Source organism: Salmonella sp. SAL4457 (assembly GCF_046548235.1).
In the GTDB taxonomy this organism is placed as follows: Bacteria; Pseudomonadota; Gammaproteobacteria; order Enterobacterales; family Enterobacteriaceae; genus Salmonella; species Salmonella enterica.
Map to the genome: position 1 here is coordinate 1 of NZ_JBGDZO010000214.1, position 327 is coordinate 327.

Here is a 327-nt window from a genome sequence, read left to right on the forward strand (position 1 = left end):
TGACCATCACCAAGGCACTGCTCAATGTGATCGCCGATGCCAAGACCAAGGTCTACGGCGACCTGGATCCGGCGCTGACCTACCAGGTCTCCGGTCTCAAGCGCGGCGATACCGCCGGTGCCGTGCTCAACGGCGGCAGCCTGAGCCGCGTGGCTGGCGAGAACGTCGGCGTGTACGGCATCAACCAGGGTGGACTGGGCCTGGTCAGCAGCAATTACACCCTGAACTACCAGGGCAATAACCTGACCATCACCAAGGCACTGCTCAATGTGATCGCCGATGCCAAGACCAAGGTCTATGGCGATGCCGATCCGGCACTGACCTACC

General features: G+C 61.5%; 1 protein-coding gene. It reads left to right on the forward strand.

Features of this window, described 5'->3' with window-relative positions; translation table 11 throughout:
* Positions 1-327 (forward strand): MBG domain-containing protein (locus ACLJNW_RS23970; RefSeq protein WP_410961189.1); only part of this gene is annotated, 327 nt, incomplete at both ends.